This is a genomic window from Streptomyces sp. NPDC005866, assembly GCF_040629895.1.
Lineage (GTDB): Bacteria > Actinomycetota > Actinomycetes > Streptomycetales > Streptomycetaceae > Streptomyces.
This window is the reverse complement of the sequence record NZ_JBEXWP010000002.1, coordinates 404,338-419,863: the sequence shown is the minus strand read 5'-3', so window position 1 is coordinate 419,863 and position 15,526 is coordinate 404,338. Positions and strand designations below refer to the sequence as shown.

The following is a 15,526-nucleotide window of genomic DNA, read 5'->3' as shown; positions in this document are numbered from 1 at the left end:
ACGGTGTGAGACTCTTCCGCCCCATGGGGGGCCACCGGGAGAACGACGAGACGGCCGGCGGGGACGCGGCGCTGCTGCGGGCCGTAGCGGCCGGCGACGGCTCGGCGCTGTCGGTCCTGTACGACCGGCACGCGGGCTGGCTGCACGCGCGGCTGACCCGGCGCTGCGCCGACCCGGAGGTGGTGCGGGAGGTGCTCCAGGACACGTTCGTCACGGTGTGGCGGTCGGCGGCCGGGCATCGCGGGCAGGAGGCCGGCGGCTGGCTGTGGACGATCGCGGCCCGCCGGCTGGTGGACGCCCGGCGGGTGCAGGAACGGGCCGCGCGGGTGCAGCCCCTGCCCGCTCCCGTCGTCGCGCCCTCCGCGGAGGACCGGGTGCTCGCGGGGCTGGAGTACGGCGATGTGGGCACCGCCCTGGACCGGCTCTCCCCCGAACTCCGCGAGGTGCTGCGGGCGACGGTCGTGGACGGCCTGAGCACCCGGGAGACCGCGCGGCTGCTCGGCATACCGGAGGGCACGGTCAAGTCCCGCGCGCTCCGGGCACGGGCCGAACTCCGTGCCGCCCTGGCCCAGTTGAGCCCTTCGCCGATGGGAGGCCCGGCATGACGACCTGGCACGCCTCGACCCAGCTGGCGGCCCGCTATGCCGACGGCTCGCTGCCGGAGGCGGACGCGTGGTCGCTGGAGAAGCACATGGAGCACTGCACCGGCTGCGCGGCCCGGGTGTCGGCGGCGGTGCGGAACACGGCGGCGGGAGCGGTGCTGGCGGAAGTCCGGGACTCGGTGCTGGCGCAGGCCACGACCCGCCCCCAAGGGGCACAGGCCTCTGACGTGTACGGCCCTGACATGTACGGCTCTGAAGTATGCGGCTCCGCCGCGTGGGCGCGACCGGCCCCCACCGGCCGGCAGCGAACCCTCCGCCTGCGGCCCGCCCTCTGGTCCCTGGGGCCGGCCCTACGAGGCAGCTGGCTCCTCGCCCTCCTCGCGGTCGGCCTCGGTGCCGTACTGCTGAACCGCGCCGCCGGCTACGAAGCCGCCCGCACCCTCCTGCTCACCATCGCCCCGGTCGTGCCCGTGGCAGGCGTGGCCCTCTCCTACGGCCCGCACGCCGACCCCCTGCACGAGATCACCGCGGCCACCCCCTCGGGCGGTCTGCGTCTGGCGCTCGTCCGTACGGCCGGCGTCCTCACCGTGAGCCTGCCGCTGCTGACCCTCGTCGGCGCCGCGCTGCCCGCCTCGGGCGCGCCCGGCTCCGCCGCCTGGCTGCTGCCCGGGCTGGCGCTGACGCTCGGCTCACTGGCGTTCGCGTCGTTCGTCGGCTGCCGCACCGCGACCGCGGTGACCGGGGGCGGCTGGCTGGCCGTCGTCCTCGTCCCTGCGGTCGCCGCGCACGGCGGCCCGTTCACGGCACGGCTGGCCGGACAGCTGTCGGCCCGCTTCGACGGCACCCAGGCCGGCTGGGCCGCGGCCGCCGTGGTGTGCGCCGTGCTGCTGGTGGCCCGCCGTGGCGCCTACCACCACTTGGAGAGCCGTTGAGCATACGAGTGACCGGCCTGCGCGTCCGGCACCGCAGGACCGTCGCCCTTGACTCCGTCGACCTCGCCCTCGGCACGGGGGTGCACGGGCTGCTGGGCCCGAACGGCGCCGGCAAGACCTCGCTGATCAGGGTGCTGGCCACGGTCGCCAGGCCGTCCGCGGGCCGGGTGGAGCTGCTCGGCCGGGACACCGCCGGGCATCGCGCCCTCGGCGAGGTCCGCGCCCGGCTGGGCTATCTGCCGCAGGAGTTCGGCTACTACCCGGGGTTCACCGTGCGCGAGTTCGTGGCGTATGTGGCCTGGCTGAAGGAGATGCCGGCCGCCGGCGTCCCGGCCGCCGTGGAGCGGGCGGTGGCCCGGGTCGGGCTCGCCGACCGGGCCGACGCGAAGATCCGGACGCTGTCGGGGGGCATGGTCCGCCGGGTCGGCATCGCCCAGGCCGTCGTCAACGAGCCGCGGGTCCTGCTGCTGGACGAGCCGACCGCGGGGCTGGATCCCGAACAGCGGGTGGAGTTCCGGGAGTTGCTGCGCGAGCTGGGCGCCTCGGCGACCGTGGTCGTCTGCACCCACCTGGTGGAGGACGTGGCGGCGGCCTGCACGGAGGTCACCCTCCTGGACGCGGGCCGGGTCGCCTACCGGGGCACCCCCGATGCGCTGGCCGCCCTCGGCGCGGCGTCCGACGGCCCCGGCGACCATCCGATCGAGCGCGGCTACACGGCGGCCCTGCGCGCCCACCGCACCCACGGCACCCAGGAGGCGTCGCGATGAGCGTCATGGCAGGGGCGAGAACCCCGCTGCTCACGGAGGCGCGCCGGGGCTTCGCCCCCTGGGCCGGGCTCACCGTGCTGCTGACCCTGGGCGTGGTGCTCGCCGCGTCGGCCGACGGATGGCAGGGCGGCTGGGCGGAGACGGCCGAGCGGCTGCACAACACCATGCTGATCACCGTTCCGGCGGCCGCGGCGGCGGGCTGCTGGCAGGGCGGGCGGGAGCGGCGGCGCCGTACGGAGGAGCTGTGGGGGACGGTCGTACGGCCGCCGCTGGCCCGGTTCCTGGTGTCGGCGCTGCCGATGGCGCTCTGGGTGGCCGCCGGGTACGCGGGCGCGGCGGGGCTGGCGCTGCTCGCGACCTGGCCGTACGCCCTGGGGCACGGCCCGCGGCCGGCCCTGGTGCCCACCGACGCGTTCGTGTCGGGGGCCGCGGTGCTGGCCGGCCAGGTGGTCGGGCGGGCCGTGCCCTCGCGGCTCGCGGCTCCGCTGCTGGCCGTGGCCGGGTATGTGGGGCTGGGCGTGCCGGCGGTGGCGCTCTCGGGGTCCGGGCGGTACCTCGACCCGGCGCTCGCGGTCATGGAGACCTCGGTGCCGGTGTGGTGGCAGCCGCTGGCGATGGCGGTCTGGGCGGGCGGCCTGACGGGGGCGGCCGTGCTGGCCTACGCGGCCCGGCGCCGATGGACGGCCCTGCTGCCGCTGGCCGCCGCGACGGCCGCGGCCGCGCTGCTCGCACAGACCGGGGACGGGCTGTGGCGCACCGACCCGCTCGTCCACCGGCAGGTGTGCGACACGTCCGTCACCCCGGCGGTGTGTGCGAACGCCCGGTACGCGGGTGCGCTCCCGCAGCTCACCGAGGCGCTGTCGGGCGTCACCGGCAAGCTGAGGGGCGTACGGAATCTGCCGGTGCGCTGGGCGGACCGCTACGGCGGGCCGCGCGCGGGCGAGGCACAGCTGCCTTCGCTGACGCCGCTCGGCTGGTCGTTCGTGCGGGGACGGCTGACCGATCCGGACGACTTCGCGCGGGAGGCCGTGGGGACGCTGGTGCTGCGCGGTGACTGTCCAGAGGCGTCGCCGGACAAGCGGATCCTCAGGGCCGACGACGCCGTCGAGAACTACCTCGCGCCCCTCCCCTCCCGGCGGCACTTCGACGACCTGGCCCCCCGCGCCGAGGCGGCCGCGCGCCGGGCGGCCCGGAACCGTCTCGCGGCGATGGGTGCGCGGGAGCGCCGGGCCTGGCTGTCGGCGTACTTCGCGGGCCGGGCCGGCTGCGACCCGAGCGGGGTGCCGGCCCTGTGACGACCGCCGGTCCCCTGCTCTACGTCCGCTCACGCACGCTCCCGGCCACCCTGGCCGCGCTCGCCGGGACGACCGTCTTCGCCGTCTGGGCGGCGGCCCGCCTGGACAGCTGTCTGGACCCCGACCGCCGGGTCCCGGTCGTCGCGCTGGCCCCGCTGCTGGCGGCCGCGGTGATCGGGGTGAGCCTGTACTCGCCCTCCGACGAGCTGGACCGTACGGCCGTACGACCGTGGTGGCCGCGCCGGCTGGCGCAGCTGGCCGGGCTCACCGCGCTCGCGGCCGTGCTGCTGCCGCTGGCGGTGCTGGGGCATCCGGAGACCTTCGGGCCGCCGGCCGTGATCCGCAACACGCTGGGCTGTACCGGGGTGACGGCCGCGGCGGCGGTGCTGCTCGGCGCCCGGCTGAGCTGGTTGCCGCCCTTCGGTTACGTCAGTGCCGTGTACCTGGGCTCGGTGGGGGCGCGCGGAAGCGCGGCGACGGTGTGGGCGTGGCCCGTGCAACCGGGTGCGCAGCCGGGCGCGTGGGCGGCGGCGCTGGGCGCGTTCGCGGTGGGCGGCGCGCTGTACGTCGTACGCGGCGCGCGTGCGCAAGGGCCCCGTGGCTGATCCGGGCAGCCACGGGGTATGCGAAAGCCCGGGTCGTCAGGCGGATATGCCGTCGATCCGGGCCAGGGCGTCGTCCGCGCCGTACGGCTGCAAGTACGGCAGCCAGCGCGGGTCCCTATGGCCGGTCCCGATGATGCGCCAGGCCAGACCGGTGGGCGGGGCTGGTTTGTGCCGCAGCCGCCAGCCGATCTCGAAGAGATGGCGGTCGGCCTTGACGTGGTTGCAGCGGCGGCACGACGCCACCACGTTGTCCCAGACGTGCTGACCCCCGCGACTGCGCGGGATGACGTGGTCGACGCTGGTTGCGACGCCACCGCAGTACATGCACCGGCCCCCGTCACGCGCGAAGAGCGCCCTCCGAGTGAGAGGAACGGGCCCCCGGTAGGGAACCCGTACGAATCGCTTGAGCCGGACCACGCTGGGTGCGGGGACTGTGACGGTTGCGCTGTGCATATAGGCGCCGGATTCCTCCAAGGCGACAGCCTTGTTCTCCAGGACGAGGATGAGCGCGCGGCGGAGCGGTACGACGCCGAGCGGCTCGTACGACGCGTTCAGGACCAGGACATGCGGCACTGGGGCCTCCTTGGGCGTCGGCGGCGCGTGGCTCGCGCCGGGACGATCTGTGGCCAGTCTCCCCTCTTGCCTGGTGGACGCGCCACCATGTCCGCGTAACGGGCTGGGAGTGTTTTGGACCACACCGCATTCATCCCCCGGATACCCCCGTGTCCAAGCGGGCCTGTTCAATCGGGAGTGAGCACGGTCTCTCCTTCTCGTATCGGCCGGGCACACACACATTGCCCCGTTAGTGTGGTGATCCTGCCCGTCCGGTGACCTTCCCGTGACCTTGAACGCCGTGTCGGAGGGCAGTACCGCACCGCCTGGAGGTACCCGCCGTGTCCTTGCCCGCCGTCCTGCCGGCCGCCGGTTCGTCACCGTCGCCAACCCCCTCGGACTCGTCGACCCCGGCGGTGCCCACGCTCCAGGACGCCCAGCAGAGCGCGACGAACGCGGCGAGCTGGGTGGAGCAGAACTGGTCGACGTGGCTGGCGACAGGTCTGAAGGTGCTGCTGATCCTGGTGATCGCGGTCGTCCTCAGAACGGTCGTGCTGCGGGCGCTAACGAAGCTCATCGACCGTATGAACCGGACGGCCGAGTCGGCGGAGGGCACGACCCTCGGCGGGCTGCTGGTCAACGCCGAGCGGCGGCGGCAGCGCTCGCACGCGATCGGGTCCGTGCTGCGGTCGATGGCGAGCTTCGTGATCCTGGGCACGGCCGCGCTGACGGTGCTGTCCGCCTTCCAGATCAACCTCGCGCCGCTGCTGGCCTCGGCCGGTGTCGCCGGTGTGGCGATCGGCTTCGGCGCCCGCAACCTGGTCACGGACTTCCTGTCCGGCGTGTTCATGATCCTGGAGGACCAGTACGGCGTCGGTGACACGATCGACGCGGGGGTCGCCTCCGGCGAGGTGATCGAGGTCGGCCTGCGGGTGACCAAGCTGCGCGGCGACAACGGCGAGATCTGGTACGTGCGCAACGGCGAGGTCAAGCGAATCGGCAACCTCTCGCAGGGCTGGGCCACCGCCGGTGTCGATGTCACCGTCCGGCCCAGCGAGGACCTGGACCGGGTCCGGGCCACCCTCGACGAGGTCACCGAGAAGATGGCCAAGGAGGGGCCCTGGAACGAGCTGCTGTGGGGCCCGATCCAGATCCTCGGCCTGGACTCCGTCCTCATCGACTCGATGGTGGTCCGCCTCTCCGCCAAGACCATGCCGGGCAAGGCGCTGACCGTGGAGCGCGAGCTGCGCTGGCGGATCAAGCGGGCCTTCGATGACGCGAACATCCGGATCGTCGGCGGTGTCCCGACCGCGCTCTCGGAGGACGGCCTCACGGACCCGACCGCGACCGTGGCCGCGCCGTCGGTGTTCTCCAACACGGACTCCCCGCAGGTGGCAGCGGCCACCCCGATCACTCCGCAGCGGCCGACGGCGGCAGGAAAGTAGCGGAACGGGTCAGCACACACGTTCGAGTGAACGGTGGGGCATTCCGACGCCGTGCGGCGTCAGGGGTGCCCCATTGTTCCGTCGGGGCACCCAGCACGGGCTTGGCCTGGCATCAGCGCAACGAGGAGAACCAGGGATGAGCGCCGAGCCGATCATGGAGACCGACATGACGAAGCAGGACCCCTTGACCGGTTGATCGCGATCGAGGAGGCGTCGGCAGCGCCGATTCGAACCGAGTACGTCAAGGGGACGGTCATCGCGCCGCCGCAACCGAACAACCAGCACAACGCCGGCTCCTTCAAGCTCGCTGTCCAAGCCGACCCGCGCGGACTGGGACGCCGCCGCGTACACGGGCCACAGGGGGCAGAAGGCCGTCCTGCAGTTCCGCGCCGAGGGCAGCAAGGCGTACACGAACGTGAAGGGGATCACCTCCGGCACGAACGGCGCCCTGTCCACCACGGTGAAGGCGTCGAAGAGCGGCTACTACCGCTATGTCTTCGCCGGTACGGCGACCACCGCCGCCGCGACGGCCACGGGTGACTACACCAAGGTGAAGTAGCCCCTTCGGCCGCCTCACCCCAGGGCCCGCCCGGCCTTCCGGGCGGGCCCTTCGCTGTCCGGGCCCAGGTAACGAGTGCATTGCCGCGTCGGCGGGCTATTGACGCTCTCCTTCCGGCGGCCTACGTTTTCCAGCCAACAGGAAACTTTCCTAACAGTGATCAACGGGTGAGCGATCCGGATGAGTCGCCCGGGTGGACCGATCGCCCAGGTCACTGGGAAACTGAGCGGCTGGAAGGGCAGGTGTCGAACCGCATGGCAGGAACCGCCGGTACGCCGGGCACCCCGCGCGTGCTGCGCGCCATGAACGACCGCGCCGCACTTGACCTGCTGCTGGAGCACGGCCCGCTGTCGCGTACCCGGATCGGCAAGCTCACCGGCCTCTCCAAGCCGACCGCCTCCCAGCTGCTGGCGCGCCTGGAGGCGGCCGGGCTGGTCCTCGCGACCGGGACGAGCGAGGGCCGGCCGGGCCCCAACGCCCAGCTGTACTCGGTCAATCCGGCCGCCGCCCACGCCGCCGGGCTCGACGTCAACCCGGCCCGGATCCGGGCCGCCGTCGCCGACGTCACCGGCCGTACCGTCGGCGAGTACGAACTCCCCACCCCGGGACGGCGGTCGGCCCAGTCCGTGGTACGGCAGGTCACCGACGCCCTCGACGGTGCCGTGAAGGCGGCCGGGCTGGCCCGGGACGACATCCACCGGCTGGTCATCGGCACACCCGGCGCCTTCGACCCCAACACCGGCCGGCTGCGCTACGCCTCGCACCTGCCCGGCTGGCATTCCCCCGCGCTGCTCGACGACCTCGCCGCCGCGCTGCCGATGCCCGTCGAGTACGAGAACGACGTCAACCTCGTCGCGATCGCCGAACAGCGGCTCGGCGCGGCCCGCGGCCACGGCGACTTCGTGCTGCTGTGGAACGAGGAGGGCCTCGGCGCCGCCCTGGTCCTCGGCGGCCGGCTGCACCGCGGCTGGACCGGCGGTGCCGGCGAGGTCGGCTTCCTACCGGTGCCGGGCACCCCGCTGGTCCGCCAGGTCACCAAGGCCAACAGCGGCGGTTACCAGGAACTCGCCGGTTCCCAGTCCCTGCCCAGGCTCGCCGGCGAGCTCGGCATCGAGGACCTGCCGGCCGGGTCGCACGCCGAGGCCGCCGCCGCGCTCGTCGCCCGCGCCGCCGATCACGGCAGCGGGCCGCACCACGAACTCCTGCAGACCTTCGCGACCCGGCTCGCCACCGGTCTCGCCGCCCTCGTCTCCGTTCTCGACCCCGAACTCGTCGTCCTCAGCGGCACCGTCCTGACCTCCGGCGGTGAGGTGCTGCGCGCCCTGGTCCAGGCCGAGCTGGAGGAGCTGGCGGCCGCCCGGCCGCGGCTCGTCGTCGGCGACGTCCAGGAACACCCCGTGCTCCGCGGCGCACTGGAGAGCGCGCTCGCGGCCACCCGCGACGAGGTCTTCGACACCTCGCGCTGACCCGCACCAGACCCCGCACCGGCCCCCTTCAGCCCCCGCACCGGCCCCTTCCCTCACCGCCCGCCCCTGGGAGACCTTGCCATGCCCATACCCTTCGCTGCCCGAAAGACGGCTTTTGCCCTGACCGCCCTCACCAGTTCGCTCGCTCTTCTCACTGCCTGTACCGGCCAGTCCTCCTCCGGCGCCACCGACGACGCCTCCGCGAACACCACCATCAACTTCTGGCACGCCTGGAGCGCGCCGAGCGAGGTCAAGGCCGTCACGGCGCTGATCGCCGGCTTCGAGAAGGCGCACCCCAACATCCACGTCAACGTCGTCGGCAACATGACCGATGACAAGATCAACCAGGCGCTGCGCGCGGGCGGTGACAAGGCCCCGGACGTCATCTCGTCCTTCACCACCAACAGCGTGGGCAAGTTCTGCGACTCCGGCGCGCTGGTCGACCTCAACCCCTTCTTCAAGAAGTCGGGCATCGACCCGCAGACGACGTTCCCGAAGGCGATGAACGAGTACACCCAGTTCGACGGCGACCGCTGCTCGGTACCGCTGCTCGGGGACGCGTACGGGCTCTACTACAACAAGTCGGCGTTCAAGAAGGCCGGTATCGCCGGCCCGCCGAAGACCTGGTCGGAATTCCGGGAGGACGCGAAGAAGTTGACGATCGCTCAGGGCGACAGCTTCAAGCAGCTCGGCTTCATGCCGAACTACCACGGCTGGGAGAGCACGACCGAGCACTACCTCGGGCAGTTCTCGCCGACGTACTTCGACAGCCAGGGCAAGTCGAACGTCGCCAAGGACCCGGCTTTCGCCGCTGCCTTCACGGTCCAGAAGGATCTCGTCGGCGAACTCGGCGGCTACCAGAAGCTGGAGAAGTTCCGCGCCACGCTGGGCGACGAGTGGGGCCCCAAGCATCCCTTCCAGACCGGCCAGGTCGCCATGCAGCTCGACGGTGAGTGGCGGCTCGGCATGGCCCTGGACGCCAAGCCGAACTTCGACATAGGCGTCGCCCCGATGCCGGTCCCCGACGACCAGGCCGCCCAGTACGGCAAGGGCTACATCACCGGCACCATCGCCGGTGTCGCCGCCACCAGCAAGAAGCAGAACGCGGCCTGGGAGTTCGTGAAGTACATCAGCACCGACACGGACGCGGTGGTGAACTTCTCCAACGCCATCCACAACGTGCCGTCCACGCTGGCCGCCCTGAAGTCGCCGAAACTGAAGTACGACCCGCGGTTCAAGACGTTTCTGGACATCGCCGCGAACCCGGATTCCACGACGGCGCCCGCTTCCGTCAACGGCGGTGTGTATCTGACGACCGTCCAGCAGCTCGGCTATGACTACGAGAGCGGCAAGGTCACCGACCTGAAGGCGGCCCTGAAGCAGGCGGCCGTGCAGATCGACACGGACATCGCGCAGGCGAAGTAGCGATGAGCACGATCACATTGGCGTCGAAGCGCCGTAGGTCGGCGCTTCGGACGGTCGCCTTCATGTCGCCCTGGCTGATCGGTTTCGCGGTCTTCTTCGCGTATCCGCTGATCTCGACGGTCTATTTCTCGTTCATGCACTACGACGGTTTCAAACCGGCGACGTGGAGCGGTACGAAGAACTGGACGTACGTCTTCGAGCACTATCCCTTCTTCTGGCCCGCGATGCGCAACACGCTGTGGCTGGTGGTCGTGATGGTCTCGCTCCGGGTCGTCTTCGGCCTCGGCATCGGCATGCTCATCACGAAGATCAAGACGGGTACGGGTGTCTTCCGCACCCTCTTCTATCTGCCCTACCTGGCCCCGCCGGTCGCGGCCACCATGGCCTTCGCCTTTCTCCTCAACCCCGGTACGGGACCCCTCGACTCGATCCTGGAGAAGGTCGGCATCCCGGCCCCGGGCTGGTTCAACGACCCCACCTGGTCCAAGCCGGCCCTGACCCTGCTGGCGCTGTGGGGTGTCGGCGACCTGATGGTCATCTTCATGGCCGCGCTGCTCGACGTACCGGCGGAGCAGTACGAGGCGGCGGAGCTGGACGGCGCGTCCGCATGGCAGCGCTTCCGCTATGTGACGCTGCCGAACATCTCGCCGATCGTGATGTTCGCCGTCGTCACGGGTGTCATCCAGACGATGCAGTACTACACGCAGCCACTCATCGCCGGGAAGGTCGCCTCGGGCGTCATTCAGGGCGCGGGCACCCAGTTCGAGCCCGGCTACCCGGAGAAGTCGACGCTCACCCTCCCCCAGCTCGTCTACAACCTCGGTTTCCAGCGCTTCGACTACGGCTCCGCGTGTGTCGTCGCCCTTGTCCTCTTCGCCCTGTCCATGGTGTTCACCGCGTTTCTGATGCGGCGCCGGGGCGGTCTCATCCAGGCAGGTGACTGAACATGGCCCAGGTACTGGACCGGCCGGTGGACGTGACCCCGCAGCCGATGACGCCGGCCGAACGCACGGCCCGCCGCAAGGCGTTGCTGAACTGGGTGGCGGTCCACTCCCTCGGCGTCGCCGCCGCCCTCTTCTTCACCCTGCCCTTCGTGTTCGTCTTCCTGACCTCGCTGATGAGCGACAGCCAGGCGCTCAGCCGGGACCTGATCCCGCACACCTGGGAGTGGGGCAACTACCGGAAGGTCTTCGACACCCCCGGTTTCCTGACCTGGTGGCGGAACACGCTGTTCTACGCCGGTCTGGGCACCGTCCTGACCGTCGTCTCCTCGCTGCCGGTGGCGTACGCGCTCGCCAAGTTCCGCTTCCGGGGCCGCAATCTCTCGCTCATGCTGGTGATCTCGATGATGATGCTGCCACCGCAGGTGATCATCATCCCGATGTACCTCTTCTGGGCGAAGCAACTCGGCCTCTCCGGCACCCTGTGGCCGCTGATCGTCCCGATGGCGTTCGGCGACGCGTTCTCCATCTTCCTGCTGCGCCAGTTCCTGATGACGATCCCGAACGAGTACCTGGACGCGGCGAAGGTGGACGGCTGCGGAGATCTGCGGACCCTGCTGCGGGTGGTGATCCCCATGGCGAAGCCGGGCATCGCCGCGGTCGCCCTCTTCCAGTTCTTCTACGCCTGGAACGACTACTTCGGCCCCCAGATCTACGCCTCGGAGAACCCGGGCGCCTGGACCCTGTCCTACGGCCTGGAGTCGTTCAAGGGCATGCACCACACCGACTGGAACCTCACCATGGCCGCGACCGTACTGGTCATGGCCCCCGTGATCCTCGTGTTCTTCTTCGCCCAGAAGGCGTTCGTCGAGGGCGTCACGCTCACCGGAGTGAAGGGTTAACCCTGGTATGAAACTCACCGTGGTCGGCGGCGGCTCGACCTACACCCCCGAACTCATCGACGGCTTCGCACGGCTCAGGGACACCCTGCCCATCGAGGAACTGGTCCTGGTGGACCCGGCCGCCGAGCGCCTGGAACTGGTGGGCGGACTGGCCCGGCGTATCTTCGCCAGACAGGGCCACGACGGCCGTATCGTCAGCACCTCCGACCTGGACGCGGGCGTCGAGGGCGCCGACGCGGTGCTGCTCCAGCTGCGCGTCGGCGGCCAGGCGGCCCGGCAGCGGGACGAGACCTGGCCCCTGGAGTGCGGCTGCATCGGCCAGGAGACGACCGGCGCCGGGGGGCTCGCCAAGGCCCTGCGGACCGTCCCCGTCGTCCTGGACATCGCCGAACGCGTCCGCCGGGCCAACCCGAACGCCTGGATCATCGACTTCACCAACCCGGTGGGGATCGTGACCCGCGCCCTGCTCCAGGCCGGGCACCGGGCGGTCGGACTGTGCAACGTGGCGATCGGCTTCCAGCGGAAGTTCGCGAAACTGCTCGGTGTCACGCCGTCCGAGATCCACCTGGACCACCTCGGCCTCAACCACCTCACCTGGGAGACGGCGGTACGCCTCGGCGGCCCCGAGGGCGCGAACGTCCTGCCCAAGCTGCTCGCCGACCACGGCGACACCATCGCCGACGACCTCCGCCTGCCCCGCCCGCTCGTGGACCGCCTCGGCGTGATCCCCTCCTACTACCTGCGCTACTTCTACGCCCACGACGAGGTGGTACGGGAGCTGCGCACCAAGCCGTCCCGTGCGTCCGAAGTGGCAGCCATGGAAAAGCAGTTGCTGGAGATGTACGGCGATCCGGCGCTGGACGAGAAGCCGGAGCTGCTGGCCAAGCGGGGCGGCGCGTACTACTCGGAGGCGGCGGTGGACCTGGCGGCGGCGCTGCTGGGCGGAGCCGGCAACCCCTACCAGGTGGTGAACACGTACAACGGCGGCACGCTCCCCTTCCTCCCCGACGACGCGGTGATCGAGGTGCAGGCGGCGGTGGGCGCGGGCGGGCCCGTACCGCTGTCCGTCCCGGACGTCGACCCGCTCTTCGCCGGCCTGGTCGCGAACGTGACGGCGTACGAGGAACTGGCCCTGGAGGCGGCGCTGCGCGGCGGCCGCGACCGTGTCTTCAAGGCCCTCCTCTCCCATCCCCTCATCGGCCAGTACGAGTACGCCGAAGCCCTGACCGACCGACTGATCGCGCACAACCGGGAGCACCTCGCGTGGGCCTGACCGCAAGTGTCCTCGCCATCGACGCGGGCAACAGCAAGATCGACGTCGCGGTGGTGGCGGCCGACGGCGACGTCCTCGCCACGGCCCGCGGCGGCGGCTTCCGGCCGCCGGTGGTGGGCGTGGAGCAGGCCGTGGACGAGGTGGCGGCGGCGGTCGCGGAGGCGTACCGCGCCGCCGGGGTCACCTCCGTCGCCCATGTCTCGGCCTGCCTCGCCAACGCCGATCTGCCGGTGGAGGAGAAGCAGTTGGCCGCCGCGCTGGCCGCTCGCGACTGGGGCGGTTCGGTGACCGTCCGCAACGACACCTTCGCGATCCTGCGGGCCGGCGTGGCCGAGCCCCGGGGCGTCGCCGTGGTGTGCGGGGCGGGCATCAACTGCGTCGGCATGCGCCCCGACGGCCGCACCGCCCGCTTCCCCGCGATAGGGCGTATCTCCGGTGACTGGGGCGGCGGTTGGGGACTGGCCGAGGAGGCCCTCTGGCACGCGGCGCGGGCGGAGGACGGCCGTGGCGAGCCGACGGCCCTGGTCCGCACCCTCCCGGCCCACTTCGGCCTGCCGTCCATGTACGCGCTGATCGAGGCGCTGCACCTGGAGCACGTCGCGTACGGCCGCCGGCACGAACTCGCACCGGTGCTGTTCGCGACGGCGGCCGACGGTGACCCCATCGCCCGGTCGGTGGTGGACCGGCTGGCGCAGGAGGTGGTGACCATGGCGACGGTGGCGCTGACGCGACTGGAACTGCTGGACGAGGAGACGCCGGTGCTGCTGGGGGGCGGGGTGCTGACGGGCGGTCACCCGCAGCTGGACGACGGCGTACGGGAGCTGCTGGCGGCGCGTGCGCCGAAGGCGGTACCGAGGGTGGTGACGGCGCGACCGGTGCTGGGGGCGGCGCTGCTGGGGCTGGACGCGGTGGGCGCGGGAGCGGATGCGCAGGGGAGGGTGCGGACGTATTTCGAAGGGTGACGGTGGGTGGGGCTGGGGCCGGGGGGTGTCGCTGGGGCACAACTGCCCGCAGCTATGTATCCGACGCGACCGCAGCGCCCGGTAAGGGGCGTGGGGCTGTATCGATGTGCGGCTCCGCCGCGTGGGCGCGACCAGCCCCCACCGGCCCGCAGCCCGCGACGACGCAGCCCCAGCCCTCCGCGCCTCGGACTTCGCCACGCCGGCGGATGCCACCACACCACCCCTACGGAACCGAACCGATTCCCCCGGCGTATTCATGGGCAGGGGTTCCGCTGCGATCGGATCAGGATCCAGGGAAGGCCGGTGCCGAATATCAGTCCGGGCGGCGATACTGGGCGGCGACCGGATGACCGTGGGGGAGGTCAAGTGACACACCCGCCGACGAAGAGCGCGGCACCACCAGGCGCAGGCCCCGCCCTGCCCACCAGGCCCACCGTGCCCGCCCAGTACCGGCCGCCCTCCCCCACCGCAGGGCGCCGCACCGCATTCGCCGAAGCCGCCGAGCAGTTGCGGACCGCGGCGACGACAGAGCCCGGCCGGCTGCGCGTCATCGGCGCCGTACTGGCCGTCCTGATCGTCGCCTTCGGTGCCGTCACCGCCTGGCAGATGACCGACCGCGCGGCCGCCGCCGACGACGTGCTGCACCGCAGCCAGCCGCTCAGCTCGGGCTCGGCCGACATCTACCGTTCGCTCGCGGACGCCAACACCGCAGCCTCCAGCGGCTTCCTGGCGGGCGGTCAGGAGACGTCCGCCTCCCGCCGGCGATACGAGACGGACATACAGACCGCCGCAGCCAAGCTCGTCACCGCCGCAGCCAACTCCGAGCCCGGCTCCCCCTCCGAGGCGGCCGTGGTGAAGCTGAACAAGCTGCTCCCCGAGTACAAGGGGCTCGTGGAGCGGGCCCGGGTCTACAACCGGCAGGGCTACCCGGTAGGCGGCGCCTATCTGCGCTACGCGAACGAGAAGATGCAGAAGGAGATGCTCCCGGCGGCGGAGGATCTCTACACGAAGGAGAACGCGCGGCTGTCGTCCGACTACGCGGACGCGACCCCGTACCCGTGGGCTGCCATCGTCCTCGGGCTGCTCGCCCTCGCCGCGCTCGGCTGGGCCCAGCTGCGCCACTACCGCCGTACGAACCGCGTGCTCAACCACGGCCTGGTCGCGGCCTCCGCGGCCACCGTCATCACGCTGCTGTGGCTGGTCGTCGGCCACACCTTCGCCCGCGCCGGCCTGGACGGCTCATACGACCACGGCGTCCGCTCGCTGAACGTGCTGCACGACGCCCGGATCGCCTCCCTGAAGGCGCGGGGGAACGAGAACCTCAGCCTGGTCGCGCGGGGCGCGGAGACGGTCACGGTCGACGGCGGGACCTACGACGCGTACTACTACGACTTCGACCGGGACATGGCCGCCCTCGGCAAGGGCCTCACCCAGGCCGCGGCGCTCGCGGACGACTCGGCGGGCAGCAAACCCGTGCAGGCGGCCGAGGGCAACATGAAGGTGTGGAAGGAGCGGCACGCCGACGCCCGCACCGAGGACGAGAACGGCGACTACCAGGCGGCGCTGGACAAGGTGATCGGCGCCAAGGGCGCGACCGCCGAGTGCTTCGACAGCGTCGACACGAACCTGAAGAACGCTCTGGCCCACGAGGAGACCGAGTTCCAGCAGCGGGCCACCGACGGGCGGGACGCGATGTCCGGGCTGCCGATCGGTGCCGCCATGCTGGGTGTGGCGGCGGCGTCGGGCGCGCTGTTCGGTGTCGGGCGCAGGCTTTCGGAGTACCGGTGAGAGGAGGCGTGG

General features: G+C 71.8%; 15 protein-coding genes. 14 read left to right on the top strand and 1 reads right to left on the bottom strand.

Translation table 11 applies throughout. The features are described from left to right. Nucleotides 1-23: 23 nt before the first annotated feature. Genes ABZ396_RS04385 through ABZ396_RS04365 form a run of 5 tightly spaced genes read left to right on the top strand, consistent with a single transcriptional unit; the run spans nucleotide 24 to nucleotide 4,201 of the window. Complete coding sequence (locus tag ABZ396_RS04385) at nucleotides 24-605, top strand: RNA polymerase sigma factor (protein WP_358920816.1); 582 nt, start codon at nucleotides 24-26, stop codon at nucleotides 603-605. Beyond that, the gene (locus ABZ396_RS04380; protein ID WP_358920818.1) at nucleotides 602-1,534 is read left to right on the top strand and encodes a zf-HC2 domain-containing protein; all 933 of its coding nucleotides are present in this window, start codon (nucleotides 602-604) and stop codon (nucleotides 1,532-1,534) included. Before ABZ396_RS04385 ends, ABZ396_RS04380 begins: the two co-directional genes overlap by 4 nt. Further along, a complete protein-coding gene (locus ABZ396_RS04375; RefSeq protein ID WP_358920820.1) occupies nucleotides 1,531-2,301 on the top strand; it encodes an ABC transporter ATP-binding protein in 771 nt (256 codons plus the stop codon). The genes ABZ396_RS04380 and ABZ396_RS04375 overlap by 4 nt, the downstream gene beginning before the upstream one ends. After that, complete coding sequence (locus ABZ396_RS04370; protein ID WP_358920822.1) at nucleotides 2,298-3,596, top strand: hypothetical protein; 1,299 nt, start codon at nucleotides 2,298-2,300, stop codon at nucleotides 3,594-3,596. Before ABZ396_RS04375 ends, ABZ396_RS04370 begins: the two co-directional genes overlap by 4 nt. Next, nucleotides 3,593-4,201 (top strand): hypothetical protein, encoded by a 609-nt coding sequence (locus ABZ396_RS04365; protein ID WP_358920824.1) that lies wholly within the window; start codon nucleotides 3,593-3,595, stop codon nucleotides 4,199-4,201. The genes ABZ396_RS04370 and ABZ396_RS04365 overlap by 4 nt, the downstream gene beginning before the upstream one ends. Nucleotides 4,202-4,237: 36 nt before the next feature. On the opposite strand, the gene ABZ396_RS04360 is transcribed toward ABZ396_RS04365, so the two are convergent. Continuing rightward, nucleotides 4,238-4,774 (bottom strand): HNH endonuclease, encoded by a 537-nt coding sequence (locus ABZ396_RS04360; RefSeq protein ID WP_093502957.1) that lies wholly within the window; start codon nucleotides 4,772-4,774, stop codon nucleotides 4,238-4,240. A gap of 320 nt (nucleotides 4,775-5,094) precedes the next feature. Between ABZ396_RS04360 and ABZ396_RS04355 the strand changes: the two genes are divergently transcribed. From ABZ396_RS04355 to ABZ396_RS04315, 9 genes are all read left to right on the top strand, one after another. After that, the gene (locus ABZ396_RS04355) at nucleotides 5,095-6,198 is read left to right on the top strand and encodes a mechanosensitive ion channel family protein (RefSeq protein ID WP_358920826.1); all 1,104 of its coding nucleotides are present in this window, start codon (nucleotides 5,095-5,097) and stop codon (nucleotides 6,196-6,198) included. Between the two features lie 415 nt (nucleotides 6,199-6,613). Further along, complete coding sequence (locus ABZ396_RS04350) at nucleotides 6,614-6,757, top strand: hypothetical protein (RefSeq protein WP_358920828.1); 144 nt, start codon at nucleotides 6,614-6,616, stop codon at nucleotides 6,755-6,757. Between the two features lie 254 nt (nucleotides 6,758-7,011). Continuing rightward, nucleotides 7,012-8,223, top strand: coding sequence for an ROK family transcriptional regulator (locus ABZ396_RS04345; protein WP_358920830.1), 1,212 nt, complete (start codon nucleotides 7,012-7,014; stop codon nucleotides 8,221-8,223). An 81-nt stretch (nucleotides 8,224-8,304) separates the two neighbouring features. Continuing rightward, nucleotides 8,305-9,648, top strand: a complete 1,344-nt coding sequence (locus ABZ396_RS04340; RefSeq protein ID WP_358920832.1) for an ABC transporter substrate-binding protein — start codon at nucleotides 8,305-8,307, stop codon at nucleotides 9,646-9,648. A 2-nt stretch (nucleotides 9,649-9,650) separates the two neighbouring features. After that, complete coding sequence (locus ABZ396_RS04335; protein ID WP_358920834.1) at nucleotides 9,651-10,592, top strand: sugar ABC transporter permease; 942 nt, start codon at nucleotides 9,651-9,653, stop codon at nucleotides 10,590-10,592. 2 nt (nucleotides 10,593-10,594) lie between these two features. Then, a complete protein-coding gene (locus tag ABZ396_RS04330; protein ID WP_358920836.1) occupies nucleotides 10,595-11,491 on the top strand; it encodes a carbohydrate ABC transporter permease in 897 nt (298 codons plus the stop codon). 7 nt (nucleotides 11,492-11,498) lie between these two features. Beyond that, nucleotides 11,499-12,764: a 6-phospho-beta-glucosidase gene (locus tag ABZ396_RS04325; protein ID WP_358920838.1), complete on the top strand. Its 1,266-nt coding sequence runs from the start codon at nucleotides 11,499-11,501 to the stop codon at nucleotides 12,762-12,764. Next, a complete protein-coding gene (locus ABZ396_RS04320) occupies nucleotides 12,755-13,726 on the top strand; it encodes a BadF/BadG/BcrA/BcrD ATPase family protein (RefSeq protein ID WP_358920840.1) in 972 nt (323 codons plus the stop codon). Before ABZ396_RS04325 ends, ABZ396_RS04320 begins: the two co-directional genes overlap by 10 nt. 417 nt (nucleotides 13,727-14,143) lie before the next feature. Next, nucleotides 14,144-15,514, top strand: a complete 1,371-nt coding sequence (locus tag ABZ396_RS04315) for a hypothetical protein (RefSeq protein ID WP_358920903.1) — start codon at nucleotides 14,144-14,146, stop codon at nucleotides 15,512-15,514. Nucleotides 15,515-15,526 lie beyond the last annotated feature (12 nt).

Bases quoted from the DNA above. Each gene is read 5' to 3' on its own strand.
- ABZ396_RS04385 (WP_358920816.1), top strand. From the start codon at position 24: ATGGGGGGCCACCGGGAGAACGACGAGACGGCCGGCGGGGACGCGGCG.
- ABZ396_RS04380 (WP_358920818.1), top strand. From the start codon at position 602: ATGACGACCTGGCACGCCTCGACCCAGCTGGCGGCCCGCTATGCCGAC.
- ABZ396_RS04370 (WP_358920822.1), top strand. From the start codon at position 2,298: ATGAGCGTCATGGCAGGGGCGAGAACCCCGCTGCTCACGGAGGCGCGC.
- ABZ396_RS04345 (WP_358920830.1), top strand. From the start codon at position 7,012: ATGGCAGGAACCGCCGGTACGCCGGGCACCCCGCGCGTGCTGCGCGCC.
- ABZ396_RS04340 (WP_358920832.1), top strand. From the start codon at position 8,305: ATGCCCATACCCTTCGCTGCCCGAAAGACGGCTTTTGCCCTGACCGCC.
- ABZ396_RS04335 (WP_358920834.1), top strand. From the start codon at position 9,651: ATGAGCACGATCACATTGGCGTCGAAGCGCCGTAGGTCGGCGCTTCGG.
- ABZ396_RS04330 (WP_358920836.1), top strand. From the start codon at position 10,595: ATGGCCCAGGTACTGGACCGGCCGGTGGACGTGACCCCGCAGCCGATG.
- ABZ396_RS04325 (WP_358920838.1), top strand. From the start codon at position 11,499: ATGAAACTCACCGTGGTCGGCGGCGGCTCGACCTACACCCCCGAACTC.